This window comes from Pseudoalteromonas citrea (genome assembly GCF_000238375.3).
Taxonomy (GTDB): domain Bacteria; phylum Pseudomonadota; class Gammaproteobacteria; order Enterobacterales; family Alteromonadaceae; genus Pseudoalteromonas; species Pseudoalteromonas citrea.
In genome coordinates this window covers 1-24,886 of sequence record NZ_AHBZ03000022.1, presented here as the reverse complement: position 1 = coordinate 24,886, position 24,886 = coordinate 1, and the positions used below count along the sequence as shown (strand labels likewise).

At 40.6% G+C, this 24,886-nt stretch carries 20 protein-coding genes; 14 read left to right on the top strand and 6 right to left on the bottom strand.

Annotated features, from left to right (window positions below; all coding sequences use genetic code 11):
- Positions 1-2: 2 nt before the first annotated feature.
- The 3 genes from PCIT_RS14625 to PCIT_RS14615 form a co-directional block, all read right to left on the bottom strand.
- Positions 3-1,484 (bottom strand): Ppx/GppA phosphatase family protein, encoded by a 1,482-nt coding sequence (locus tag PCIT_RS14625; protein WP_010364058.1) that lies wholly within the window; start codon positions 1,482-1,484, stop codon positions 3-5.
- Positions 1,481-3,565 (bottom strand): polyphosphate kinase 1, encoded by a 2,085-nt coding sequence (gene ppk1 / locus PCIT_RS14620; RefSeq protein WP_010364057.1) that lies wholly within the window; start codon positions 3,563-3,565, stop codon positions 1,481-1,483. The genes PCIT_RS14625 and ppk1 overlap by 4 nt, the downstream gene beginning before the upstream one ends.
- 127 nt (positions 3,566-3,692) lie before the next feature.
- Positions 3,693-4,199, bottom strand: a complete 507-nt coding sequence (locus tag PCIT_RS14615; protein WP_010364055.1) for a glycine cleavage system transcriptional repressor — start codon at positions 4,197-4,199, stop codon at positions 3,693-3,695.
- Between the two features lie 334 nt (positions 4,200-4,533).
- Between PCIT_RS14615 and PCIT_RS14610 the strand changes: the two genes are divergently transcribed.
- The 7 genes from PCIT_RS14610 to PCIT_RS14580 all read left to right on the top strand — a co-directional run bounded on the left by PCIT_RS14610 (position 4,534) and on the right by PCIT_RS14580 (position 13,315).
- On the top strand, positions 4,534-6,768 hold the full coding sequence (locus PCIT_RS14610; RefSeq protein ID WP_010364053.1) for an ABC transporter permease subunit: 2,235 nt from the start codon (positions 4,534-4,536) through the stop codon (positions 6,766-6,768).
- Between the two features lie 17 nt (positions 6,769-6,785).
- Complete coding sequence (pstA, locus tag PCIT_RS14605; protein WP_010364051.1) at positions 6,786-8,435, top strand: phosphate ABC transporter permease PstA; 1,650 nt, start codon at positions 6,786-6,788, stop codon at positions 8,433-8,435.
- A 29-nt stretch (positions 8,436-8,464) separates the two neighbouring features.
- Complete coding sequence (pstB, locus tag PCIT_RS14600; protein WP_010364049.1) at positions 8,465-9,292, top strand: phosphate ABC transporter ATP-binding protein PstB; 828 nt, start codon at positions 8,465-8,467, stop codon at positions 9,290-9,292.
- A gap of 27 nt (positions 9,293-9,319) precedes the next feature.
- Entirely contained in the window at positions 9,320-10,021 is a 702-nt protein-coding gene (gene phoU / locus PCIT_RS14595) for a phosphate signaling complex protein PhoU (RefSeq protein WP_010364047.1), read from the top strand.
- 141 nt (positions 10,022-10,162) lie between these two features.
- Positions 10,163-10,840, top strand: a complete 678-nt coding sequence (locus tag PCIT_RS14590) for a TIGR00153 family protein (RefSeq protein ID WP_010364045.1) — start codon at positions 10,163-10,165, stop codon at positions 10,838-10,840.
- A gap of 37 nt (positions 10,841-10,877) precedes the next feature.
- Positions 10,878-12,146 carry an inorganic phosphate transporter gene (locus PCIT_RS14585; RefSeq protein ID WP_010364043.1) on the top strand — a complete coding sequence of 423 codons (1,269 nt, stop codon included), beginning with the start codon at positions 10,878-10,880 and terminating at the stop codon, positions 12,144-12,146.
- Between the two features lie 263 nt (positions 12,147-12,409).
- Complete coding sequence (locus PCIT_RS14580) at positions 12,410-13,315, top strand: hydrogen peroxide-inducible genes activator (RefSeq protein ID WP_010364042.1); 906 nt, start codon at positions 12,410-12,412, stop codon at positions 13,313-13,315.
- Positions 13,316-13,388: 73 nt separating this feature from the next.
- On the opposite strand, the gene PCIT_RS14575 is transcribed toward PCIT_RS14580, so the two are convergent.
- Both PCIT_RS14575 and PCIT_RS14570 read right to left on the bottom strand, forming a co-directional pair.
- Positions 13,389-13,589, bottom strand: a complete 201-nt coding sequence (locus tag PCIT_RS14575; protein ID WP_010364040.1) for a hypothetical protein — start codon at positions 13,587-13,589, stop codon at positions 13,389-13,391.
- 155 nt (positions 13,590-13,744) lie between these two features.
- Entirely contained in the window at positions 13,745-16,252 is a 2,508-nt protein-coding gene (locus tag PCIT_RS14570) for a two-component system response regulator (RefSeq protein WP_040697268.1), read from the bottom strand.
- A gap of 253 nt (positions 16,253-16,505) precedes the next feature.
- Here PCIT_RS14570 and queA point away from each other — a divergent pair, with 253 nt between their 5' ends.
- The 6 genes from queA to PCIT_RS14540 all read left to right on the top strand — a co-directional run bounded on the left by queA (position 16,506) and on the right by PCIT_RS14540 (position 22,748).
- Positions 16,506-17,546, top strand: a complete 1,041-nt coding sequence (queA, locus tag PCIT_RS14565; protein WP_010364035.1) for a tRNA preQ1(34) S-adenosylmethionine ribosyltransferase-isomerase QueA — start codon at positions 16,506-16,508, stop codon at positions 17,544-17,546.
- A 207-nt stretch (positions 17,547-17,753) separates the two neighbouring features.
- Positions 17,754-18,881 (top strand): tRNA guanosine(34) transglycosylase Tgt, encoded by a 1,128-nt coding sequence (gene tgt / locus PCIT_RS14560; protein WP_010364033.1) that lies wholly within the window; start codon positions 17,754-17,756, stop codon positions 18,879-18,881.
- Between the two features lie 48 nt (positions 18,882-18,929).
- On the top strand, positions 18,930-19,268 hold the full coding sequence (yajC, locus tag PCIT_RS14555; RefSeq protein WP_010364031.1) for a preprotein translocase subunit YajC: 339 nt from the start codon (positions 18,930-18,932) through the stop codon (positions 19,266-19,268).
- A gap of 27 nt (positions 19,269-19,295) precedes the next feature.
- On the top strand, positions 19,296-21,155 hold the full coding sequence (secD, locus tag PCIT_RS14550) for a protein translocase subunit SecD (protein WP_010364030.1): 1,860 nt from the start codon (positions 19,296-19,298) through the stop codon (positions 21,153-21,155).
- 9 nt (positions 21,156-21,164) lie between these two features.
- The gene (gene secF / locus PCIT_RS14545; protein WP_010364027.1) at positions 21,165-22,109 is read left to right on the top strand and encodes a protein translocase subunit SecF; all 945 of its coding nucleotides are present in this window, start codon (positions 21,165-21,167) and stop codon (positions 22,107-22,109) included.
- A 111-nt stretch (positions 22,110-22,220) separates the two neighbouring features.
- Positions 22,221-22,748: a hypothetical protein gene (locus tag PCIT_RS14540; protein ID WP_010364026.1), complete on the top strand. Its 528-nt coding sequence runs from the start codon at positions 22,221-22,223 to the stop codon at positions 22,746-22,748.
- Positions 22,749-22,805: 57 nt separating this feature from the next.
- Here PCIT_RS14540 and PCIT_RS14535 read toward each other — a convergent pair whose 3' ends face one another.
- Complete coding sequence (locus PCIT_RS14535) at positions 22,806-23,960, bottom strand: M23 family metallopeptidase (RefSeq protein ID WP_010364025.1); 1,155 nt, start codon at positions 23,958-23,960, stop codon at positions 22,806-22,808.
- A gap of 272 nt (positions 23,961-24,232) precedes the next feature.
- Here PCIT_RS14535 and PCIT_RS14530 point away from each other — a divergent pair, with 272 nt between their 5' ends.
- Positions 24,233-24,382: a hypothetical protein gene (locus PCIT_RS14530; RefSeq protein ID WP_169727613.1), complete on the top strand. Its 150-nt coding sequence runs from the start codon at positions 24,233-24,235 to the stop codon at positions 24,380-24,382.
- Positions 24,383-24,886: the final 504 nt, after the last annotated feature.

Sequence of the window (24,886 nt, the reverse complement as noted above, 5' to 3'; positions counted from 1 at the left end):
TTCTAGCGTATCAATAGAATGATGTTCAACGGCTTTAAATAGTGTTGCTCTTGCTGCAAATCGGCCAATAAAATAGTATGTTTATTAAGCCAGGTTTTATTTATCATAAGGCGTAGTTGTTCACCTTGTGCTTGAATCACAATGCTAGGCACCTGCTGATGTTGGCGTTTTTGATTAAACATAATGGCTAAGCGAAGCAAAGGTAATAGCTTATTTAACTTCTGTGGTTGTTCATGATTGAATAGGTCTAGGTCAGCAAGCTTAATTTTCTTACGTGAAAATCGGATCAAACCACTTAACATTAATTGCTGTTCTTGGGTAAACCCTGGCAGTTGGCTATGCATGACAATATAAGCACTATGCTTATGTAACCCTGATGAATTAATCGTTAAGCCCACTTCATGCAACTGCGCGGCCCAACGTAACATTTGCAGGTCAAAAGGTGAAAGTTGCCATGCATCTTGTACGGATGAAAAAAGGTGTTCTAACGTTTTGCATATGTTGTCGCTATGCACAGTATCAACAGTATAGTGCTCAGTTAAAGTTTGAATAGTTCTGGTACGGATATCCAATACTTCATTTCGCTGCATTTCATTAAGCAGCCCTTCACGTAAAGAGTAATCACAATAATTAAGCGACGTGATATGAAGCTGTTTAAAAACGGCAATAAGAATGATTAAACCACCAACAATATTTGCGTGGCGCTCTTCTGGTAGTCCCTTGATATCTAATTTATCAATATGACCTTGCGCTAAAATGTAGGCTTTGATCTTTTCTAAAGATGACAGTGTTAATGCGCATTGATCAAAGTAGGCCTGATTGATGGCAACCAATGTTTTAATTGTCCCAGATGTACCTAAACATGTTTTCCAACCTTCATTTAGATAATTAGCTGTTATGGGCTCGAGATCTTGCTCTGCTTTTGTTTGCGCATTGTTAAAGCGCTGCTCATTGAGTTGACCATCAGGGAAAAACTGTTTTGAAATCGTGACGCAGCCCATATTACGACTGGCTAAGTGCTTATGTTCAAAATGCTGGCCAATAATGAGCTCAGTACTTCCCCCGCCAATATCGATGATTAAGCGATTGTGGTCACTGTGCATATAATTGGCGACCCCTTGATAGATAAGCCGTGCCTCTTCTTGACCTGAAATAACGTTAATTTTGAAGGGGAAGTTGCGCTGTGCCAAGCGTAGGAAATCCTGAATATTTTTACTATTACGCAGCGTATAGGTTGCGACGACTTGAACATGACTATGGGGAAAGCTTTCTAGTGTGGTCGCAAATTGTTGCAATGCGTGTAATGCACGTGCAATGGCTTCTTGAGAGAGGTTAAAGTCCTCATCTAACCCAGCAGCTAAATAGACACGCTGTTTTTCTTTGTGTAACACCTGAAAGCGTCCATCTACGTGCCGGGCAACCAGTAAGTGAAAACTATTTGAGCCTAAATCAACGGCGGCAATTGAAGGGTGATCTGTTTTCATACTGTCTTGTTATTTTCATATTTTTTTAGGTAATCGTATATGGCTATTTGCGAGCGAATTTTTTTCCTATTCCCTCTTCGCACATATAGATTTTTTTGCTCCGCATCAATCAGTCGAGCTTTACTTCGATCACGAAACTGCAGCTCTAGAATATCTAAAATTACGCGTTTGAGCGATTCATCATAGATAGGTACTGCCACTTCAACACGATCATCTAGGTTACGTGTCATCCAATCTGCAGAAGAGATGAAAACTTGTGGGTCACCGCTGTTTTCAAAGACCATAACTCTTGGGTGTTCTAAAAACCGGTCAACAATGCTGATCACCTTTATATTGTCACTAAAGCGCGGTAAGCCCGGGACCAATGCACACATACCCCGAAGTATGATCCGGATCTTTACACCATGACGCGCTGCAAAGTAGAGTTTATCAATTAATTGCTTATCAACTAGGTTGTTGACCTTAATGGTGATTCTAGCAATTTTTCCTTGTTCTGCATTGCGTACTTCTTTATCAATGAGGTCTAAAATACGATCTCGTGCGTTAACAGGAGAGATCATTAGGTGTTCAAAATGAAAAGGTCGATAACTACTTTCTATGAATTTGAATACACTGTCACATTCATTACAGATGTCATTATGTTTTGTGAACAGGCTAAAATCCGTATAGATCCGAGCTGTTTTTTCGTGAAAGTTACCGGTACCGATATGTACATATTTGACGATTTTGCCTTTTTCTTTTCGGTGGATCACACACAGCTTACTATGCACTTTTAACGCAGGGATCCCAACCATTACTTTAATGCCGGCCTCTGAAAGTAATTTAGCCCATTCGATGTTATTTTGTTCGTCAAAGCGGGCTTTTAATTCAACCATGACGGTAATTTTTTTCCCGTTCTTTGCTGCACTTAATAACGAAGAAATGAGTCGAGACCGATTGGCCACTCGGTATATATTAATTTTGATCTGTGTAACTTTCGGATCAAAGGCGGCTTGGCGAACATACTCCAGCATGTGGTTGAAAGTGTGGTAAGGGTAGTAAAGCAGGATATCCTTCTCAGTTATGGCTTTGAATACGCTTGCATGAGTATTAAACGCGCTGCTTTGTAGTGGCTGCAATGGTGGGTTTTCTAAGTTTTTTCTACCGACATTAGGGAATGAAATAAAATCTCTAAAGTTACGATAGCGCCCTCCAGGGATCAATGCATCTTGATGCGTTACTCCAAGGCGCTTTTTCATCACTTTTAACATTTCTTCTGGCATGGTTTCATCGTAAACGAGCCGCACGGGTTCAGCATAGAGCCGTTGTTTTAAGCCTTTAGACATTTTATCGAGTAAGCCTTCTTCGATTTCATTGTCTAGATTGTACTCGGCATCTCGAGTCAGTTTGATCGCGTAACCTTCAATAGTGTCAAATTTGAAAAAGCTCTTAAATACATCCGCTAAGAAGTATTGAACTACATCATCAAGCATGACGATGGTTTTATGCCGTTTGGTTTTTTCCGGGGGCATTTGGACAAAACGTTCAACACGATCCGTTGGGATCTCAAGGAGAGCATGATACTGCTTTTCACCAAGCATCTGCACAAAGAAATAGGTCATCGTGTCATTGATATTGTCTGAGTAATCTTTGTTTTCAGTTAATAATATAGGTGACATCTGAGGGAGCACTTGATCTTGGAAAAACTGTTGCAGCCAGGTTAAGTGGAAATCGGATAACTCACTTGGTTGTGCGACATAAATATTATGCTGTGCGAGATCTTTTAAGATATGTTGATGTACAGCATTAAACTTTTTGCCCAGCTCTAGTACTTTTTTGTTAATGTTAGCTAATAGCACCTCATCGGCATCAAAGTTGGTGTCAGATAGGTTATTCAGTAATACTCGTCTTTTTACATCGGCGACTCTGACACGAAAGAATTCATCAAGGTTATTAGAGAAAATCCCGAGAAAACGCATGCGTTCAATAATTGGGTTATTTTTGTCTTTCGCTTCTTGTAGCACACGATCATTGAATGATAGCCAACTAAGCTCTTTAGAAAAGTAACTTATGGTTTCTGGGGGGTTAGATATAGCCTGCATTGTTTCATTCTTTTGAGAAGACGCTAACTACAATATAGGTCCAACTTATGACACTTTCATGACAAGCTTGTATGTGCTTGTCATGTATGAAAGTTATTCAATATAAACTGTTTTTTCCAGTGTTTATTTATTCTGGTTCAATATCGACAATGAGATCACTGGTGATAGATTCTAGTGCCTCAATGACATTGTCTTTATGCATACCCGTAGGGAGAGTGACAGTGGCAAAAGCACTGAATATAGGAACGCCCCAATTAGGTGCACTTTGCTGCCTTGAGTTTAAATGCGTGATGTTTGCTCCTTTATGGCGAATAACGGCAGCTAATTCTTGTACTATTCCGGGTCTATCATTACCTGTAATTACGAGGTTTAATGTTTCCGGAGTTTGTGGGGCAAGCTCTAATTCACCCAGTTCAAGCTTCACTTCTAAGCCCGGTAGAGCCTGAAGTGCATCTTGGATCTCTTGTAAGTGCTCCTCGGCAATTTCGACTTGAACGATGCCAGCAAATTGACCCGCTAGGTGGCTTAAATTACTGGTAAGCCAGTTTCCGTGATGTTTTAATAAAGTAGAAGAAATTTCCTCAACTAAACCTGGTCGGTCTTTTCCGATAATGGTTAATACTAACTGCTTCATAATGCGAATCTCTTATTATTGTAGCCTTGTTAATTGTGACAAGGCATTGAAAAAAACGGCTACAACAAAGTGGGTATGATCCTTATACATAGCCTACTAAGGTAGATAGTGCTTTTAAAGATTAGTTCAGTGTTTTGGCTTGTCCAATAAAATCAGCAGAGTAATGTAAACAAATGCAAACTGTTTTATGCAATATCAATGTCGATGTTCAGGTTTAAACGTTGTACCTAAAATAATGATGTTCGTCATTGCTTCATGTAACATGCCGTATGTAACATAACTGTCATCTTGATGAAATATAATGCGCGCAACTTTAAGATAAAAGGGTGTTTTGATGTCTTCAAATCCGCAGCAACCGTCTTTTAAAACGGATAGAAGCCGTCTATTTAAAGATCGGTTTGCACAATATGGCATTACCGCAGGTGGGGTAATGGTTTTGATCGCTTTATTGATGATCTTCTTTTACCTGCTATATGTTGTTCAACCAATTTTAGAGTCGGCTAAAGTTGAGAAGCGTGTTGATATTACGCTGCAAAATGCTCAACAATATGTGGGAATAGGCGTAGAAGAACAAACCGAGATTGCTTATTTACTTAATAGCACTGGTACAGTGGACTTCTTCCAACTCAAAGGAGCAGACACGGGTAAAAAATTAAAGAGCTTAGTTACAGACCTAGACGGTCAAGTAACTAGTTTTGCAAAAAGTGCCCCATTTTTAGGCCAATACGCCTATGGCTTAGATAATGGTCAAGTTCAATTAGTTCGCCCTTCGTTCTTAGTCACTTTTCCCGGTAACCAACGGGTAATAACACCACGGCTGAGTTATCCACTAGATGGGCAACAACTCTTAGTTGACGATCAAGGTGCTGCCATTGAGCGTTTGGCATTTAGTCATTTCGAAGAGAAAACAGCAGTCGTTGCTTTAACTGCAGATAAACGCGTCATTTTTGCGTCTTTTACGGCTGAAGAAAATATGTTCAGCGGTGAAGTCGAGTGGGTAGTAGAAAGAAGTGAGCTGGCAGTCGATAGTCGAATTGATGAGCTACTGATGTCGCCAGATACCACGCGTACTTTTATCCGCTCAGCAAATCAGATCTATATTTTTGATACTAGAGATGCGAGCGAAGTTACACAAATTCAAATTTTGGCTGCCAATGAAGAAAATGCCAATTTAGTGGGTACGACGTTATTGGCCGGCGCGAACTCTTTGATGCTTGCCAATGATAACGGTGAAGTATCGCAGTGGTTTGAAGTAAACACAGACCATGGCCGCAAGTTTAATAAAATTCGTGCTTTTGAAACCAGTAAAAACAGCAATGTTGATATTTATAGTGAGTTTTACCGTCGTACTTTTTTCACCACAACCAATACTGGTGATTTAGGATTATATTACACCACTAGCCAAGCTCATTTATGGCAAGGGAAAGTAAGTGATGGACCGATCGAAGCTTTTGCCGTTTCACCACGCTCTAATGCGGCATTGATCATCGCGGATGGTAAAGTTTCAGTGTTTGATATTCACAACGAGCATCCAGAAGTGACATGGTCTGCACTATGGCAAGAAGTATGGTACGAAGGTTATCCAGAGCCAGCTTACACTTGGCAGTCTACATCTGCATCAGATGATTTTGAATCTAAATTCTCATTAGTGCCTATTTCATTCGGTACCATTAAAGCTGCCATGTATGCGATGTTATTCGCAGTTCCTATCGCGCTTTCTGCGGCAATTTATACCGCATACTTTATGTCGAGTGAATTACGCCGAGTGGTTAAACCAACGGTTGAAATTATGGAAGCACTACCGACGGTGATCTTAGGGTTTTTAGCTGGGCTATGGCTGGCACCATTAATTGAAACCCATTTACCTGCAATTGTCGCATTGTTGATATTGCTGCCGCTTTCCATGATAGGTACGGCATTTTTATGGACCAAACTTCCAGAGCGTATTCGTCATTTATTACCTGATGGCTGGCATTCGATAGTGCTTATTCCGGTAGTGCTGTTGGTCGGGTGGATATCATTCGCAATTAGCGGCGGTGTTGAAGAGTTTGTATTTGATGGCAATGTTAGACAATACCTAACCAATGAATTGGGGATGACGTTTGACCAACGTAACTCTCTTGTAGTGGGTATTGCAATGGGGTTCGCGGTAATACCAACGATTTTCTCGATTGCTGAAGATGCTGTATTTAGTGTACCAAAGCATTTATCCAATGGCTCTTTAGCATTAGGGGCTACACAGTGGCAAACTTTAGTAAGAGTGGTATTGCTAACGGCAAGTCCAGGTATCTTTTCAGCGGTTATGATGGGTCTAGGTCGTGCCGTAGGCGAAACTATGATTGTATTAATGGCGACGGGTAATACCCCAATTATGGATTGGAGTATTTTCCAAGGTATGCGTACGCTTGCTGCCAATATTGCAGTTGAAATGCCAGAGTCAGAAGTAGGGAGTTCGCATTATCGAATTCTTTTCCTCGCAGCATTTGTACTGTTTATTTTTACTTTTGTATTTAACACCATTGCTGAGTTTGTACGTCAGCAACTGCGTGAAAAATACAGTTCAATGTAATTACTGGAGTTCATGACATGGTAAAGCAGTGGTTTAAGTCAGGTTCTCCGTGGATCTGGATGACAGGTGGTGCCGTTAGTATTAGCTTGATATCGGTACTTGGTTTATTAGCAATGATCGCATGGAAGGGCTTGAGCTTTTTCTGGCCATCAGAGGTTGTTGAGCTAGAGCTTAATGGCTCTGTAGCAAAACAAACCGTTATTGGGGAAATCTACGACCGTGAGATGGTGCCAAAAACCCGATTAGAAGCTGCAGGGTATGATTTATCCGCTTTTGATGCAGAGTTTATAGAACGTATTTTGGTTAAAACAGGTAACCGTGAATACGTAGAGTTAGATTTTAGGTGGGTACTGTCGACTGATATTCAAAAGCAGTCTACACCTGCTGCGATGGCTGTTTTTGAACGCAGTAAAAATGGTAACTTTTATGGTTACGTTGATCATGTGGTTGAAGATGGCAAAGTAATTAAAGAACGCTCGGTCGAGCGTTTATATGAGCTGGTAGAACGTGCCGTTGATTTAAATGAAGAAGCGCTTGATTTACAAAATGGTGAAATTGGCCATATAAATTATGAACTCGAACGGTTACGTCTTAAAGAAAAAGGCTATGTGCTTGACAATGCGTTAACCGAAGAGCGTGTAGCTGACTTACAAGCACAGCGTTTAGCATTACGCGAAGAGTATAAGGTATTTGAAAAACGTTTATTTAAGCTACGTAAACAAGCAAAAAGAGACCAAGTTGTTGTACGTGATATGCGTGGTGAGTTAGTAACTCTACCCATTTATCAGGTTCTAGATGTCTGGTTTCCAAATGATATGGGCACTTTTTCAAAAGTAGGCCATTATTTATCGCAAATTGGTAAGTTTGTCAGTGATGACCCGCGTGAAGCGAATACCGAAGGGGGCGTATTCCCTGCTATTTTTGGTACTGTCTTTATGGTTATGTTGATGGCTGTGATAGTGACACCATTTGGCGTCATTGCTGCAATATATTTACACGAATATGCAGCGAAAAATGCAGTGACTAAAATGATCCGTATCGCCGTTATTAACCTAGCAGGTGTTCCTTCTATAGTTTACGGTGTGTTTGGCTTAGGTTTCTTTGTTTACATGTTAGGTGGATCGTTGGACCAACTCTTTTACCCTGAAGCAGCGCCAAGTCCTGTTTTTGGTACTCCTGGGGTAATGTGGTCAGCATTGACACTGGCAATTCTTACTCTACCTGTCGTTATTGTTTCAACGGAAGAAGGGCTATCTCGTATTCCAAGTTCAGTGCGACATGGTTCGTTGGCATTAGGGGCGACGCAAGCAGAAACGTTGTGGCGTATTATTGTACCAATGGCAAGCCCTGCTATTATGACTGGATTAATTTTGGCTGTAGCTCGAGCGGCTGGTGAAGTTGCACCATTGATGCTGGTGGGCGTTGTGAAAATGGCGCCTACCTTACCACTGGATGGGAATTTCCCGTATATCCATTTAGATCGTAAGTTTATGCACTTAGGTTTCCATATTTATGATGTTGGTTTCCAGAGTCCGAATGTTGAAGCCGCAAGACCATTGGTATATGCAACTGCATTTTTGTTGGTGTCGGTGATCATCGCACTGAATATTACTGCGATTGGTATTCGTAACCATTTACGTGAAAAGTTCAGATCACTTGAGCATTAATAGTAAAGATTTTAAGTAGGTAAAAAATAATGATTACAGTAGCTCCAGAAGTTAATCAGGCCAATGGCCAAAACAAGTTAGATTTAGCAAATTTGTCGCCAGAGCAAACAGCGCTCGAGATAAAAAACCTCGATCTTTACTATGCAGAAAAGCAAGCGCTGAGTAAGGTAAACATGCTCATTCCAAAAGGGCAGGTGACTGCATTTATCGGCCCTTCTGGTTGCGGTAAGTCAACGTTATTGCGTTGTATTAACCGTATGAACGACTTGGTTGATATATGCCGAATTGAAGGCGAGATCATTTTACATGGGCAAAATATTTACGATAAACGTGTTGATGTTGCCGCATTGCGCAGAAATGTTGGTATGGTATTTCAACGACCAAACCCATTCCCTAAATCGATTTATGAAAATGTGGTTTATGGGCTACGTTTACAAGGGATCAAAGATAAGCGTAAATTAGACGAAGTGGTTGAGAAGTCGCTACGTGGTGCCGCACTGTGGGATGAAGTCAAAGATAGACTTCATGATAGCGCATTTGGTTTATCGGGTGGTCAGCAGCAACGTTTGGTGATTGCGCGTTCTATTGCGATTGAACCTGAGGTATTACTGCTAGATGAACCTACATCAGCACTAGACCCTATTTCGACGTTAGTTATCGAAGAACTTATTAATGACTTAAAGAACAAATATACCGTTGTTATCGTAACGCATAACATGCAGCAAGCTGCGCGTGTATCTGATCAGACCGCCTTTATGTATATGGGTGAGCTAATTGAATATGCAGATACGAATACCCTGTTCACGACACCGTTAAAGAAGAAGACCGAAGATTATATTACGGGCCGCTACGGTTAAGCGCTTTGAGTTTGTAGGAGAGTAATTATGGAACACAATTTAAATAAGCACATTTCAGGCAGATTTAATGAAGAGCTTGAAAACGTGCGTAACCATGTTTTGAGCATGGGCGGATTAGTTGAGCAGCAGCTTAACTTAGCACTTGATGCCGTAAATAGCGCTGATGCAGATAAAGCCCGTAAAGTCAGTGAGAATGATTATAAAGTCAATGCAATGGAAGTTAACATTGATGAAGAATGCACGCGTATTATTGCCAAGCGCCAGCCTGCAGCAAGTGATTTACGTTTAGTGGTTGCCATTGCGAAAACCATTGCCGATTTAGAACGTATTGGTGATGAGGCTGAGCGTATAGCAAGAGTCGCGTTAGATTCATTCACCAAAGATCAGCAAGATTTATTATTAAACATTGATAATATGGGACGCCAAGTGTCTCGTATGCTGCATGACGTACTTGATGCATTTGCACGTATGGATGTACAAAAAGCCTTTGAAGTGCACAAAGAAGATGCAAAAGTAGATCGTGAGTATGAAGCATTAACGCGTCAAATAATGACGTATATGATGGAAGATCCGCGTTCAATCCCAAAAATAATGGATTTAATTTGGTCAGTTCGCTCTTTAGAGCGAATTGGAGATCGCTGTCAAAATATCGCTGAATACGTCATTTATTTTGTTAATGGCAAAGATATTCGTCATACATCTCAAGAAGATATAGAGAAATCATTGTAAGCAGTACGAGCTTAAGTAGTTACGGAAAAATGAGCTTTCGTAGCTACTTAATCATCTTAGTGATAAAAATCCGTTCACAATGGCGCTTAATGCTGTAAAATTCGCCCTGCAAAGCATATAAATATGATTTAAGGGTCAATTATGCCTACAAACGCGTTTTTAGGAGTATTTGCAAAATCTCCTATTAAGCCAGTAGAAGAACACATCAAAATTGTGCATAAAGCGAGCAAAGCTTTAATCCCATTTTTTGAGCATGTCTTCAAAGGGGAATGGACAGAAGCGGAAGCGCTGCGTGTTCAGATCCGTAATTTAGAGCGCGAAGCAGATGTATTGAAACGTGAAGTGCGTTTACAGCTACCTCGTGGCCTATTTATGCCAGTAGAAAGAACTGATTTACTGGAATTAATTACCCACCAAGACAAAATCGCCAATAAAGCGAAAGACATCGCAGGTCGCGTTGTTGGTCGTGAAATGGAGATCCCAGAGTCTATCCAAGTCTACTTCCTTACCTATTTGCAACGTTGTGTGGATGCCACAAAACAAGCATCGAAGGCAATCAATGAACTTGACGAACTATTGGAAACCGGATTTAGAGGTCGAGAAGTGACCTTGGTTGAAGAAATGTTGGTTGAATTGGATGCAATCGAGCAAGACACGGATGATATGCAAATTAAAATTCGCCAAGAGCTAAGAGCAATCGAAGGTGAGCTTAATCCAATAGATGTGATGTTTTTATACAAAATCATCGAATGGGTTGGCGGACTTGCCGATATTGCCGAGCGTGTTGGCTCAAGATTAGAAGTAATGCTTGCGCGTTAATCTAAAGACAATTGTTTTAAAAAAGTAAGGTTTTACAATGGATATCATTGAATCCTACGGGACCATGCTGGTGCTTTTAGCAGCCGCAGTGGGTTTTTTCATGGCTTATGGTATTGGTGCGAACGACGTTGCCAATGCGATGGGTACATCAGTTGGTTCTAAAGCACTAACTATTAAACAAGCAATTATTATTGCTATGATCTTCGAATTTGCCGGCGCATATCTTGCCGGCGGAGAAGTAACGTCAACAATTCGTAAAGGGATCATTGACGCAACCCCATTTGCAGATATTCCTGAACTAATGGTATTAGGTATGATCTCAGCGCTATTTGCTGCGGGTACTTGGTTACTGTTAGCGTCAATGTTAGGTTGGCCGGTCTCTACAACGCACTCAATCATTGGTGCCATCATTGGTTTTGCTTTAGTTGCTGTTGGTAGCGAAGCAATCCAGTGGGGCAAAGTAGCTGGTATTGTCGGTAGCTGGATTGTTACCCCTGCTATATCAGGCTTTATCGCCTACCTCATCTTCATGAGTGCGCAAAAACTTATTTTTGATACTGATCAGCCATTGAAGAATGCGAAGCGTTATGTGCCTATTTATATGGGTCTAGCAGGCTTTGTAATGTCCCTAGTGACCATTAAAAAAGGCTTGAAGCACATTGGTATTAACTTTGGGACAGTTGAAGGCTATGCGTTAGCGATTGGCTTTGCGGTTATCATTGGTGTGATCGGTAAGTTTGTGATTGACCGTATGAAGATGGACCCGCAAGCTGATAAGCAAATGCAGTTCAATAATGTTGAGAAAGTATTTGCTATCTTAATGGTATTAACAGCATGTTGTATGGCATTCGCACACGGTTCAAATGATGTTGCAAATGCAATTGGTCCACTTGCTGCGGTAGTAAATATTGTTGAAAATAATGGCGAAATCGCTAAGAAAGCAGCGATCGCGTGGTGGATATTACCACTTGGTGGTTTTGGTATTGTTGCGGGTCTTGCTATTTTAGGTAAGAAAGTGATCAAAACCATTGGTGAAGGTATCACACACTTAACACCTAGCCGTGGTTTTGCTGCTGAGCTTGCTGCTGCTTCTACAGTAGTTATCGCATCAGGTACTGGTTTACCAATCTCTACTACACAAACATTAGTTGGTGCGGTGTTGGGTGTTGGTATGGCACGTGGTATTGCCGCATTAAACATGGGTGTGATAAGAAACATTGTAGTTTCTTGGGTGATCACATTGCCAGTTGGCGCAGCCCTTGCTATTGTTATATTCTATGTATTAAGAACCGCATTTGGCGTGTAATTAATCAAACAGACTTTTAGCTTGAAAAGATCTCAATACCCTAGGTATTGGGGTCTTTTTATTTTTGGCGAATATACATTACATAACATTCACTAAATTTCACCAATCACCTCCCTAGTTTTACTCTTCTTTAAAAACAAGTCGTATGTCTCTTAAGCGCTATGGGACTAGTTTAATTGGTATCAGCAAATAGTTTTCCTCATAATATATCAAGGTTATACTGAACACATTGATATCCCAAGCTTACAGCGAAGTTTTATATAGTGAATAACTTACCCAGTATTAAACAGCTTCAATATTTAATTGCAGTACATCAACATCAACATTTTGGTAGGGCCGCAGAAGCCTGCTTTATTGGACAATCGACTTTAAGCAGTGCAATTCAAACGTTAGAAGAAACCCTCGGGTGCCAGCTTATCGAGCGAGAAAATCGCAGTCTGATGTTCACTGACATTGGAGAAGAGGTTGTTGTGCGAGCGAAAAAAATTATCGCCGACACAATGAGCGTGAAAGAGCTTACCAAGAGCTATAAACACCCCCTATCGGGTAAGTTGACCCTTGGCGTAATACCAACTATTGCCAGCTTTATCGCTGCGCCGTTGTATCAATTTTGTAAGCAGCACTTTCCTCATCTTCAATTGGTTTTAGTTGAAGATACCAGCGATAGGTTACTTGATAAGCTAGAGCATGGGCACATTGATATGGCGATGTTAGCTTTGCCGTATAGCACTGAAAAGTTCCATACACAGGTGTTGGCTCAGGATCATTTTTCGTTAGTACATCACACAGATTACACTGTAGCTGAGGGAGTCGAAGATTTTAATTTGCTCCCAGAGCAGAGTGTTTTTCTCCTTGAAAAGGAGCACTGTATGACGGGTCATGCATTAAGTGCGTGTCACTTAAACCGTAGTGCGTGTATTAACCCGTTTGAAGCTGCGAACTTGCATACGTTACTCAGCATGGTTGAGTATCAAAATGGGGTCACTTTTTTACCAAAAATGGCCATTAATGCAGGGATTTTAGATGGCAAAAGCATGACGACCAAAGCGTCTCAAGCAGATGCTTATCGTGAAATAGGACTTTTGTGGCGTAAAACAACAGGGCGGATCAGGGACTTTAGGTTATTTAGTGAAAAAGTGGGTGTTTTTGTAAGTGAGCAATGTCAGTAACGCTTGGTAACTAAAAATATGGGTGCGTAATGCACCCATTGTAAAATGAAGCCATCTATATTGTTGCTTTGCATTAAAGAGGGTGCTCAAATTTATGTGCGTTATTTAAGTCTGGTAAAAATAACAAATAGACCCACACGACTAAATTAAAATAAGGTATTAGACCCAAGATAGTAAAAAGCTTACTCGGATAACCTTTATTTAGCGATAATCGGTAGCATTGCTGTGCAATAGCAAAGTGGACCGCTAGTAAGAACGAAATCAACAGTAGCATAGTAGTACTCCTCAACATCTATAACGTGATGTAACTCAATCCATTGAATGTCCACTAGAAAAGAATAAATCAACAGCTTAGGTGGACATCTTCACTTTAGGTAATTATAGGTGATTTTTTGACAAGCAAAAGTATGCAGGGGCAATTATTTTTCATCAGTTTGTTTTACTGGCTAAAATAGTTATTAAATTCTTTTTTAAGAGCGCGATAGGCATTGGCTTCGCTATAAAAAAACCTTGCCCATAATCTACGCCAATCTCTTTTAGTGCATTGAAAATATCAACATTTTCAACATACTCCGCTACTGAACGTTTGTCTAAAGAGTGGCTTATATCGTGCACAGCTTTCACTAATGCAAGGTCAATGGGATCATTGAGCATATCTCTTACAAAAGAGCCATCGATCTTAACGTGCTGTGCTGGAAGCTGTTTTAAGTAACTAAACGTACTGAATCCCGTACCAAAATCATCAATAGAAAAATGGCAGCCAAGTTGATTTAATTTTGCGATCATGGATTGAGTTGCGCTTAAATTGTTAATACTAGCAGACTCAGTGATCTCAAAAATGATGTGCTCAGCTGGCACTTGATGTTCGATTAAACAGGCTTGAATATGTGGTAAAAGACGTTCATCTAAAAAAGAGTGTGCTGATAAGTTAATGGCAACCTGGTTTAGTTCTGGGTGCTGTGCAACATCTTGAATGGCATGTTGGATCACACATTTATCCATTAAGAAAGTATCATTGAGTAATTCTAAAGCGGGAATAAAATGATTTGGGTACACTAATTCATCATTTATCTTTAAGCGTAATAAGGTTTCATAATAAGCAACGGTGTCTTTTTTAAAATCCCAAATGGCTTGGTAGTGCAGTTCAATATGGTTATTTTGCAATGCTTGTCTGACACTATGGCCCCATTCAAGTCCGGTTTGTAGTGTATTATTTTGCGCATCTTCTTTGTTATAGCAATGGACTAAATTACGGCCTAAACTTTTGGCAATGTATAGCGCAATATCAGCCTGTTTAAGGCACTCATTGGCGTCATGGTTCTCACCAGTTATTTGAGTTAAGCCAATGGAGCAGCTAATCGAGTAACTATGCTCTTCTGAGTGAAAGGTATGGTTTTCTATAGCAACACAAATACTTTCTGCAACAAGGTGGGCATCCAGCAAATTTACGTCTTTTAAAATCACGGCGAATTCATCTCCACCGATCCGAAAGATCAAATGTTCATCATCAATGTTATGGCCAAAAAGCTGAGATACTTCTTTGAGCACAATATCGCCTTGTTGATGCCCTTTACTGTCGTTGATAATTTTAAAGTGATCTAAGTCTATATACAGTAAAGCATGTTCGGTAGATGAGTTAGGCTGAACTTTACTGCATAGCGCTTGCAGTTGTTGATCAAAGTAATAGCGGTTATGCAGCCCAGTTAAGGTATCATGTAATGCAAGGTGACGTAATTGTAGCTCAGCTTGTTTTCGCTCATGTATATTATCCACCGTGGCCGTAATCGTAGCGGTATTGGTACTATTTTTGATCATCTGAAAACGGCATTCAGTCCAGATGTTATGGTTTTGTTGATGAGCAAGCTTTAATTCGAGTTTGGCATGTTGCTGCTTGCCGGCTAAAATATCATCGAGCGTTGTTTGTAATGAAATACGGCACTGAGTATCAAAATAACCGCTGAGGCTTTTACCCAGGCTGGCTTTAATACCAAAACCCGTTAACGATTCCCAAGCCGGGTTGATGAAGCGGATTTGGCCTTGCGTATCCAACTCGATTACAACGGTATTGAGATTTAATAAAATACGTTGGTGCGCTGAAAAAAGCTCTTTGTAACGGTGTTCACTGCGGCTTAATAATGACACTTTTTCAGCAAATTCAGCATAACTTACCATAAAATCTTCGCGCCGAGCTGCATGGTCACATACTTTTCCGAGCATTGATATATCGTAAGGCGCACGAACAAAGTCAGTAACCCCTAACAGCAGCAATTGCTCAGCGTAATCAGCGTCTTTATTATCAATAATGGTGACAATTGCTTGGTTGGGGTTATGATCTAAAATACTATCGACCAGCTCTTTGGCTGCTTCTGCACGTGTGGCTGTGGCATCTAGCAATACAATGGCGTATTGATGTTGTAAAAATTGCGAAAGTGCAGCGTTGGCAGTGGTGACATGCGTACATGCAAAGTTTAGTGCTAAATGCTGGCAAATTTCATTCGCGCGCTGGCTGTCTGTTTCAAGTAATAATAAATCTAAGCGACTACTTTTTTCTAGGTGCGTAGACAGTACATTAGCGAGCACTTGTGGCAGCATCTCTTGTCGTTCAAAAGGCAGCACTGCATCTATGCTGTAACTGCGTGCCGTAGTCTCAGCGATACGTTCACAATAAATAGGGGGGATCAGAACAATCGGGGTATTTTTTGGGGTTTTCAGTAACCCTGAACGTACCATTCTTGCAAAGCGCCAGCCATCTATTTTACCGACATCTAAGCCAGTTATGATCAAGTCCACAGCATGTTGTTTTAGAACTTGCAGGGCCTCTTGACTATCGGAACGTTCAATAAAGTTGAATACGTCTAAATTAGCCAAAGTTTGCTTTATAGCACTGCGTTCTTCATTGCTCGCATTGACGATTAACAATTTAAGTTGTCTTGCCATGGTTACAGCTTTAATCCCATGTCGGTCTTTAGTAACAATTTGTACCCCGAGTAATAATAATGTCACAAGTAATTGTTTCTAATTGGCTATCTAGTATAACTCGCAGACCCAATTCCCTTGGTGCATTGCGCTTTTTTATCAGCAGCCAGCAATCAGGCTAGGTTAATGCTATTTTTGCAAGGTTACAAGCACTTGATTTAGGCTTTTATGATCTCTAGACTTGGCGCCAATTTAGATATTTAGAGAAGTTGTTATGCGCGTTGCTGATTTTAGCTTTGAATTACCCGATGAATTAATTGCTCGTCACCCAAAAAAAGAGCGTACAAGTAGTCGCTTACTGACCTTAGACGGGGATAGTGGTCAGCTGGGCCATAAAACTTTTACAGATATTATTGATATGTTAGAGCCAAATGACTTGATGGTATTTAACAACACCAAAGTGATCCCAGCTCGGATGTTTGGCCAAAAAGCGTCGGGCGGTAAAGTGGAAGTATTGGTTGAGCGCGTATTAGATGAACACAGTGTACTGGCACATGTACGTGCCAGTAAATCACCAAAGCCAGGGGCTGAGCTTATTTTGGAAGGTAAAGCCAGTGCAACAATGGTTGCGCGTCATGGTGAGCTATTTGAATTAAAGTTTGCAGGTGAGCAGACCGTCTTGAGCATTCTTGATGACATTGGTCATATGCCATTACCGCCATACATAAATAGGCCTGACGAAGAAGAAGATAAAGAGCGTTATCAAACGGTTTATAACGAAAAGCCGGGGGCGGTTGCTGCACCAACAGCTGGATTGCATTTTGATGAAGCACTATTAGCACAAATTCAGAGTAAAGGGATTGAAACCGCTTTTATTACCTTGCATGTAGGTGCGGGGACTTTTCAGCCAGTACGTGTTGATGAAATTGATGATCACGTGATGCACTCGGAATATATAGAAGTCCCTGCAGAGGTCGTTGATGCGATTGCTCGTACGAAAGCTAAAGGCGGTAGAATCGTAGCTGTTGGCACAACATCGGTTCGGTCGTTAGAGTCAGCTGCCAAAGCGAGCCCTGAGGACTTAAAAGCATTTTACGGTGATACGGATATTTTTATCTACCCGGGTTATGAGTTTCAAGTTGTCGATGCGATGGTAACAAACTTTCATTTACCTGAGTCGACATTGATCATGCTAGTGAGTGCCTTTTCTGGGCAAGATCATATTATGAATGCTTATCATACTGCAGTAGAAGAGCAGTATCGCTTTTTTAGCTATGGTGATGCGATGTTTTTAACAAAACAAAGCCAAAAGTAGTACTACTTTGAGCCCAGAACACGCTGGGCTTATTCATAAACCCTTCAGTTTTCTTCCTCTGCTCGCTTTAAAAGCCAATTTTCGGCCCAATAATTAGAATTGCACTGGCAAACAAGGTAGAATTGAGCAGATTTTTTAACCTGATTATTAACTGTGTCATGTTAATAACAGTTTATGTTGGACTGTTTTTCCGACTTTGAGGTAATGATGAAATTTGAATTAGATCGTACAGACGGCAAAGCGCGTCGTGGACGCTTGATTTTTGACCGTGGTGTTGTAGAAACTCCTGCATTTATGCCAGTAGGCACGTACGGTACTGTAAAAGGTATGACTCCAGATGAATTAAAGGGCACTGGGGCAGAAATTTGTTTAGGTAATACCTTTCACTTGATGCTTCGCCCTGGTACTGAAATCATCAAACAGCATGGTGATTTGCATGACTTTATGAATTGGGATAAACCAATTTTAACTGATTCAGGCGGTTTCCAAGTATTTAGTTTAGGTGCAATGCGCAAAATCTCTGAAGAAGGCGTGTTGTTTCAATCACCTGTAAACGGTGAAAAAATCATGTTGTCTCCTGAAAAAGCCATGCAAGTGCAGTGTGATTTAGGCTCTGACATTGTTATGATTTTTGATGAGTGTACGCCATACCCTGCGACTGAAAAAGAAGCGCGTGATTCTATGGAGTTATCGCTTCGTTGGGCGAAACGCTCTAAAGAAGGGCACGGTGATAACCCATCTGCATTATTTGGTATTATCCAAGGTGGTATGTACCCAGAACTACGCGCTGTGTCGCAAAAAGGGTTAGAAGAAATTGGTTTTGATGGCTATGCGTTAGGTGGTTTATCAGTTGGTGAGCCAAAAGAAGATATGATCCGCATTTTAGACCATTGTGCGTATAAAATGCCTGAAGACAAACCAAGATACTTAATGGGCGTCGGTAAACCAGAAGATTTAGTTGAAGCGGTTCGCCGTGGTATTGATATGTTCGACTGCGTAATGCCAACACGAAATGCACGAAATGGGCATTTGTTTATTACCGGTGGCGTGGTTAAAATTCGCAATGCAGTACATAAAACTGATACAGGTCCACTAGACCCAGAGTGTGATTGCCATACGTGTACAGGCTACTCTCGTGCGTATTTGCATCATTTAGATAAATGTAATGAGATTTTAGGTGCGCGTCTAAATACGATCCATAACTTGCGTTATTATCAGCGTGTGATGGAAGGGCTACGTAACGCAATCGGCGAAGGTAAATTAGATGAGTTTGTCGCTGATTTTTATGCGCGCCGTGATTTACCCGTACCGCCATTGGCTGATACAACAAGCTAATACCGCAACAAATTAAATAGAAAGTTTTAAAATTAAAGAGGAAGTATTATGAGTTTATTTATGTCAAGCGCGCATGCAAGCACTGCAGGTGCTGCGCCTGCAGGCGGTGGTATGGAAATGTTGATCATGTTGGCTGTATTTGGCCTCGTGTTTTATTTCTTAATTTATCGTCCTCAAGCTAAGCGTGTTAAAGAGCATAAAAGTTTAATGGGTGCTTTAGGTAAAGGGGATGAAGTGTTAACGCAAGGTGGTTTAGTGGGCAAAATTTCTAAAGTCTCTGATGACAAAGACTTTGTTGTTGTTGCTTTAAACGATCAAGCCGAAGTAACCGTTCAAAAATCAGCAATTTCAGCCGTATTGCCAAAAGGTACGATGAAGTCGCTATAACACATAACAATAAAAAGGGATAATCCAGTGTTAAACAAGTATCCAATGTGGAAATACTTACTTGTGCTCGCTGTGTTAGCGGTAGGTATTTTATATGCCTCACCGAATCTGTATGGCCGAGATCCGGCTATACAGATCTCTGGTACCAAAGGTGCCAGTGCTGACTTAAGCGTACTTGATCAGGTAAATAGAACACTAAAAAGCAATAATATTACTGTTAAATCAACAGTTTTAGAAAATGATCAAGTATTAGTACGTTTTAAAAATGTTGAAGAGCAGTTAAAAGCACAAGATATTTTGCGTGATACATTAAGCGAAGATTATATCTCTGCGATTAATATGAGCCCGGCACAGCCTGAGTGGTTAAAAAGCTTAGGCGGTAATCCAATGAAGTTAGGATTGGATTTAAGTGGTGGTGTTCACTTTACAATGGAAGTTGACATGGTAACGGCATTAGATAATGCATTAGAAACCATGGAACAAGATTTTAAGAGTGACTTACGCGGTGAAAAGTTACGTTACCGCAGTATTCGTCGAGTTGCCGGAAGTGAGCGAATTCAAGTTGTTATGCGTAATGATGCTGACAGAGATGCCGCTGAACGCTTTTTTAAGACACGTTACCCACTTTATACATTTATTAATGATAGTAGTAATGGTTTAGCGTTCTTTGCTAGCCTTTCACCACAAAAATTTAAAGAAATTCGTGAATATGCTATCAAACAAAACGAAACTATCATTCGTAACCGTATCAACCAATTAGGTGTTGCAGAGCCCAATGTACAGCGTCAAGGCGCAGAGCGTATTATTGTGCAGCTACCAGGTGTTCAAGATACCGCGCGTGCCAAAGAAATTTTAGGTGCTACCGCAACACTTGAATTTCGTGAAGTAGACGAAAATGCGGATGTTCGTTCAGCTGCTCAAGGTAGAGTACCGCCAGGTACTGAAGTGATAAACCACAAAGATGGCTACCCAGTGGTGATGAAAAAGCGTGTGATCTTGGGTGGTACACATATTACAGGTGCACAATCTGGTGTTGATGAATATCAGCGTCCTCAAGTAAGCATTAGCCTTGATAGTAAAGGTGGTGCAAAAATGAGTGCATTTACCAAACGCGCAGTGGGCAAACGTATGGCAACGGTTTTTATTGAATATAAGCCATCTGGCAAAAAAGATGAAAATGGTAAAGCATTGCCACCGATTAAAGTGGAAGAAGTTATTAACGTTGCAACGATTCAATCTCGTTTAAATAACTCATTTCGTATTACGGGGATCGACAGCCCAGCGGAAGCACATAACTTAAGTTTGCTATTACGTGCAGGTGCTTTGGTTGCGCCGATTCAAATTGTTGAAGAGCGTACAGTTGGCCCAAGCCTCGGACAAGAAAACATTGAAGCGGGTATGACTGCGGTTGTGCTCGGTTTTGCATTTGTATTGGCATTTATGCTGGCTTACTACAAAGGCTTTGGTTTGGTAGCGAATTTAGCGTTGGCTGCAAACTTAGTGTTAATCATTGGCGTTATGTCGATGATACCTGGCGCTACACTGACTTTACCGGGTATTGCCGGTATTGTATTAACGGTCGGTATGGCGGTAGATGCGAACGTATTAATATTTGAACGTATACGTGAAGAGTTAGCTGATGGGCGTAGTCCTCAGCAAGCTGTACATCAAGGCTATGACAGTGCATTCAGTACCATTTTTGATGCAAACATCACCACCTTAATCGCAGCTGTTATTTTGTTCTCTGTGGGCACCGGTCCTATTGCAGGTTTTGCGGTGACATTAGCGATTGGTATTATTACATCTATGTTTACAGCCATTGTTGGCACACGTGCGGTGATTAACTTCTTCATCGGTGGTAAACGTATCGATAAGCTTTCAATTTAGGAGAACATTATGCAGTTATTAAAATTGAAAGATACTATCCGTTTTATGTCAGCGCGCAAACTAACGATGGCATTTTCGGCGTTGCTGATCATTGCGTCAATTGCGTCTATGACAATACGCGGGCTAAACTTCGGTTTGGACTTTACGGGTGGAACTGCGGTTGAAGTTGGTTTTTCACAGCCAGCTGATCTGAAAAAAATTCGCTCAGTATTAGCTGAGAATGGCTTTGCAGATGCATCGGTACAACTGTTTGGTACCAGTCAAGAGGTGCTTGTTCGCTTAGCCCCTCGTGGTGATGATGTGAAAGCTGAAGAAATTGGTAATCAACTTATTGCAGCTTTAAAAGCCGCCGATAGCAGTGTAGAAATGCGCCGTATTGAATTCGTTGGCCCGAGTGTAGGCGAAGACCTTAAAGAGCAAGGTGGTTTGGCTATGCTGACTGCGTTGATCTGTATTCTATTGTATGTTGCTTTTCGTTTTGAATGGCGTTTTGCGATTGGTGCAGTTGCAGCCTTATTTCATGATGTGATTTTGACCATGGGATTGTTCTCTTTGCTCGGTTTAGAGTTTGATCTAACAATTTTAGCGGCAATACTCGCAGTAATAGGGTACTCCTTGAATGACACGATTGTTGTATCTGATCGTATTCGAGAGAACTTCCGTAAAGTACGCATTGATGACACCATTGAAATTATAAATATTTCATTAACGCAAACACTTAACCGTACATTGGTGACGTCAATTACAACCATCCTTGTACTTGTTGCTTTATTTGTGTGGGGCGGTCAAACAATTCATGGTTTTGCGACGGCGTTGTTATTCGGTGTGTTCATTGGTACATACTCTTCAGTTTATGTCGCCAGTTCTGTTGCGGTTGCTATGGGAGTAAGTAAAGAAGACCTTATTCCTGTGGAAGTCGAGAAAGAAGGTGCTGATTTAGACGCTATGCCATAATAGTTAATATTGCTATATTGAAAAAGCCACACTCAGTGTGGCTTTTTTTGTTTCATTAAAATGACACTCGAGTATAATGAGAATCGTTTTCAATCATACTTTGAGGTTCTTATGTATAAACAGTTGGTAATTTTGCTAGCTGCAGCCAGTTTGACTGCATGTTCAGAAAAGGAAGAAGTAGCACAGGTACAATCAGCACCTGTTGAAAAGGCTGAAACTACGCTTCAGGCATATAAGAGTCAGGCTAAATCTTTATTGGCAGATATTCGTACTCAAAACCCAGCTGAAGAGTTAGAGAAAAGCTCTGCAAATTTAGTTAAAACATCGCGTAAGCTGTTATCAGAGTTTACTGTTAAGTACCCTCAATGCCAAACGTATTTAGGGGCGCTTGATGCAGCAGCAGATCTTATCCCTACTTTACCTCTGGAAGAAATTGAAACCGGTTATCACGCTGATGGTAAGTTACCAAAGTTTGATGATCCGGTGTGCTACCATGCTAAAGATTTATTAGTGCACCCAGCAACAGTACAAGCAATTGCTAAGCAAGGCTTTAAATCTGAAAGCGCATATCAAGATGCTGAACTAGAAATTGTTGAAGTGATCGCGCACTTTGATCAAGTTGAGCGCGCTTTAAATTAAGCTGTGCTATACAGTAAGGGCTGAGAGAGTTCAGCCCTAGTTACAAAAAATAACATACTACTTATATAACGCTCTCCAGGCACACGTTCTGTAGCCATTTCTTTCAAAATAAAAATTCCGGCAGTTATCATCGTAATTACTATTACCAACATCTATTCTATAGTTACTGATATACCAATTATGTAGTGACGTGAAACGGCCATTATTAAGCAAAGAAAAATGGACATGGGGTCCACTGGATTGACCGCCTTGGCAAAGGGCTTGGCTTTTACTATTAGTATAACGACCTAGCCACGCACCAGAATTAATTACATCCCCTGTTTGATAGCGTAAATTACTCATATGATAATATTGTGTCGCGTAACCACTAGCGTGGGTGACGCGAATATTACATGAAGAGTATCGGGTAACGGTCCCACCGTGTGCAGCCTGTACCCAGGGCGTATTACTTCCCCAGCCACCAGAACCATTGTTAAAGTCTAATGATGAGTATGGGTATCCCGAACCTGTATTTGAATGAGCACCGCCACTATACCATGCGTAGCCCGATGGCCATGGAAAGCTCATGTAAAAGTTATTGCTTGGTTGCTCAGTGCTTATTGCTGTCTGGTTTTTTGAAAGTAATAGAGAGGTATTACTGAGAGTGTCATATATATCAATTAATTGATGTAAAGTATCATTTGGTTCGGATTGTGTGTTTATGAATACGCTGATCAAACTCGTTGTGGCTGCGTTAATGGGACCTTGTAGCGTTTTTTCCTCTATTTTTTGTGCAAATTGATAAAAACGTTGATTCAGTATGATTGCCAAATCTTGGACTTGCTCAGCAAATCCTTGCTTGTCACTTAAAGTACCAAAAGGCGACACTATATTTAACTTCGTAGGTTCACTTAATACGTTGCTTTGTAACTCCATTAATGCCAGTAAAAGTTTAGGGTTAATACTGGAGTGCCCAGCCCAGTGGAGTATGGTTTCTCTAAATTCTAGTAGGTGGGGTGCATTACGATAAAAAAAAGCATCCCAATCTTCGTTTTGTAATGTGTTATTAAACACAAATTCATTCTCATCAATTGCTATGACTGCGTTAATGGTAGCTTTAACTAACGTGGTCTGGTCTGAACTAAGCGCTTCAATTGAGTGGTGTTGTCCTTGAGCTTGAACAAAACTGGTCACGGGCAATGCGAGTAATGAAAGGTATAGTATTGATTTCATGTTGTATCCTTATCTTATTTTCTCTGACGTATTCCTTATATGTATATAAAGATGGAAACAAAATGTAAAATAAATGATCAAAAAACAACCGCTCTGCTGTATTGTATGATTTACGAACAGATTCTTTAAGTGCAGTTATTAGGATTAGCTATCTATCTAAGCTTATATATTGCAATGTTTTGTTGTTTGAAAGATGAAAAGTTTGTTGTGTATATTGCAAAAATTGTTAGCTGAGCTATTTTTATCTCTACAGAACTTTGTAGGGTGCGCTTATGAAACCGATTATTTTTATAGAGCAACTTGAAGCATTACTTGAAGAGCGGAAATTCAAAGAGCGTCGTAAGTTCAAGCAGATTGTACACCCTTTGTTTGAGCGCAGAATATGTCATAGGCGAACCTCCCATCCCCCAGCGATTAAATAAAGTAGTTAAAGCGTAGTAGGGGAATTGAAATACCCTGCTTAGGTTACTTGTTAGGGTACTGGTTATTACGCTATTAGTAGTGGCTCTTATACTTCTATTTGTAGTAAACGTATATTCCAAATAGATGAGTAAAGGTAGAACTAATCGAATTACCTTTGTATGTGGTTAGGTTCGTACGTTTAATAGACATATTAACTGTGTTTTGTTCTAACAATAGGCGCTTCGAGTGAAAATTGCTCGAACGCGCTGTTTTTATCACTTTTCTTCAAATAAACGCTTGCGCTTTTTCTGCATCCCCCTATAATGCGACCCCACTGACACGGAGCAACACGCTGAAAAGCAAATTGAAACGAGTTGGCGTCAAGTAAAACTTAAATTTAAAAACTTTTAACTTTAAATGTTGACAAAAAAATAGGAAAGCGTAACATGCGTAGCCCTGGCGAGATAAAGCAAAGCGCTTAATCATCGCAACGTTCTTTAAAAATATGAAGCAATCATCTGTGT